Below are 2,415 nucleotides of genomic sequence, written 5' to 3'. Positions count from 1 at the left end.
GGATCGACGACGGCATCGCGGCCGCCGCGGCCGAGGGCCACATCATCCGGGTGGGCCAGATCGTCGGCGCCATGCGGCAGGCGGACCGCTGGCAGGAGGTCGCCGACCTCGCCGTCACCTACCGCGACCGCGGCGTCGTCGGGTTCGACATCGCCGGTCCGGAGGACGGGTTCCTGCCGTCGCGGCACCTCGGCATCTGGCGGTTCCTCGCCGAGCACGACGTGCCCGTGACCATCCACGCCGGCGAGGCCGCCGGCCTCGACTCCATCGGGCAGGCCGTGCACCTCGGGCAGGCCGACCGCCTGGGCCACGGCGCGCGGATCATCGACGACATCGCGTTCACCACCGACGGCGACCGGGCCGCGGAGCTGGGGCGGCTGGCGCACTGGGTGCGCGACCACCAGATCCCGCTCGAGCTGTGCCCCGTCTCCAACCTCCAGACGGGCGTCGCCGGCTCGATCGCGGCGCACCCGATCACCCGGCTCAAGGAGCTCGACTTCGCCGTCACGCTCAACACGGACAACCGCCTCATGTCCCGCACGTCGATGACGCACGAGATGAAGCTCCTCGTCGACGAGGCCGGCTGGACCGTCGACGACCTGGCGGACGTGACCGTCACCGCCGCCTGGGGCGCGTTCATCCACCACGACGAGCGTCGCGACCTCGTGGACCAGGTCATCCTCCCCGGATTCCAGAAAGTAGAAGGTGCCCTCGTATGACCGCATCGACCCCCGCGCCGCACGTCCTCGTACCGCGTGACAAGGCGGCTCTCGCCGCGTTCGTGGACCACACCCTGCTCAAGCCGGAGGCCACGGCCGCGGACGTCGCGGCCCTCGTCGAGGAGGGCGCCGAGCTCGGCGTCTACTCGGTGTGCGTCTCGCCCTCGTTCGTCTCGCTCGCGGTGGAGGTCGCCGCCGGGCGGCTCGCCGTCGCCACGGTCTGCGGGTTCCCGTCGGGCAAGCACATGAGCGACGTCAAGGCGTTCGAGGCCGCCCGCGCCGTCGCCGACGACGCCGACGAGGTCGACATGGTGATCGACGTCGGCACCGCTCGTGCCGGCCGGTTCGACGTCGTCGAGGCCGACATCGCCGCCGTCCGCGGCGCCGTCCAGCCCGGCCGCGTGCTCAAGGTGATCATCGAGTCCGCTGCGCTCACGGACGAGCAGATCGTCGGCGCGTGCAAGGCCGCCGAGGCCGCCGGCGCCGACTTCGTGAAGACGTCCACGGGCTTCCACCCGGCCGGCGGCGCCTCCGTGCACGCCGTCTCGCTCATGGCCCGCACCGTCGGCGCGCTGGGCGGGGGCAGCCTCGGGGTCAAGGCGTCCGGCGGCATCCGGGACCTGGAGACGGCACTCGCGATGATCGAGGCGGGCGCCACCCGCCTGGGGCTGTCGGGCACGGCCTCGGTCCTGGCGGGCTTCGACCAGGACGCGCCGGCCCCGGCGTCGACCGACACCTACTGACGCACCTCGCTGGTCGGGCTTGTCGAGACCAGGTCTCGACAAGCCCGACCGACGACGGGCCGCGCCTCAGCCGCGGCGGGTCGAGAGCCAGGCCTCGGCGGCCTGCCAGTGCTCCTTGAGCAGGACGTACCGGTCCTCGTGCCACGGCTTCACCGGGCCCGCCCAGTGGATCAGGGCCGGCTCGGACACGAGCTCCTGCGTGGGCCACGCGTTCCACCGCGCGTCCAGGACGCGGTACCGCGACCCGGCGTACGCGTTGAGCACGTCCTGGTCGTTGAGGCCGTACCGCTCGGCGTACGGCACGAACTCGGCGGTGAAGCCGTCGGCCCGCAGCACCGCCAGGTCGAGCAGCAGGATCCCGGCGTTGAAGCCCTGGTAGCCGTGCCGGTGCCGCTGCATCATGGCGCGCACCAGGTCGCGCGCGGCGGCCGGGTCGTGCTTGAGCAGCCGCGTGGCCCGGATGACGTTGCCCACGCCGTGCCGGTAGTTGTACGAGATCGACGGACGGGCCGCCAGCGGCGCTCCGCCCAGGTCGGTGTCGTACAGCTCCGCCAGGTCCGTCACGGTCAGCGCGTCCAGGTCGTGGTAGAGCACGCGGTCCAGGTGCGGCAGCAGCTCGGGCAGCAGCAGCCGGTCCATCGTGGCGACGGTGATGTGCTTGAGCATGCCGAGCACCGACCCGTAGTCGATCCCGTCGCAGGCGTACCACTCGAACGTGACCTCGGGGAACAGGGTGGCGAGCCGCTCATGGTCCGCCGTGGAGTGGTCGCGGGTCAGCGCGACGAACCGCACGGGCCGGTCGGTGTGCCGCACCACCCCGGCGACCACCACCTCCATCTGGGCGCGCAGGTTGCCGTCCAGGGCCACGGCGACGTTGAGCTCACCCGCCGCGGACCGCGGCGCCGTCGCCTCCACCACCGTGCGCGTGGCGCGCACGCCGGCCACGATGCCAG

The 2,415-nt window shown here is 72.9% G+C and carries 3 protein-coding genes; 2 read left to right on the top strand and 1 reads right to left on the bottom strand.

Annotated features, from left to right (window positions below; all coding sequences use genetic code 11):
* A partial coding sequence (locus tag PROKR_RS36440; RefSeq protein WP_425414948.1) for an adenosine deaminase family protein occupies window positions 1-719 on the top strand: 719 nt, incomplete at its 5' end.
* Window positions 716-1,462, top strand: coding sequence for a deoxyribose-phosphate aldolase (deoC, locus tag PROKR_RS27405; protein WP_036970228.1), 747 nt, complete (start codon window positions 716-718; stop codon window positions 1,460-1,462). The genes PROKR_RS36440 and deoC, both read left to right, overlap by 4 nt.
* Window positions 1,463-1,528: 66 nt before the next feature.
* Here deoC and PROKR_RS27400 read toward each other — a convergent pair.
* Window positions 1,529-2,415 (bottom strand): glycosyltransferase family 8 protein (locus PROKR_RS27400; protein ID WP_036970225.1); only part of this gene is annotated, 887 nt, incomplete at its 5' end.

This window comes from Promicromonospora kroppenstedtii DSM 19349, from assembly GCF_000515355.1.
Taxonomy (GTDB): domain Bacteria; phylum Actinomycetota; class Actinomycetes; order Actinomycetales; family Cellulomonadaceae; genus Promicromonospora; species Promicromonospora kroppenstedtii.
This window is presented reverse-complemented; position numbering and strand designations above follow the sequence as displayed.

Coding starts and splice junctions, on each gene's coding strand:
- deoC (WP_036970228.1), top strand. CDS start 716: ATGACCGCATCGACCCCCGCGCCGCACGTCCTCGTACCGCGTGACAAG.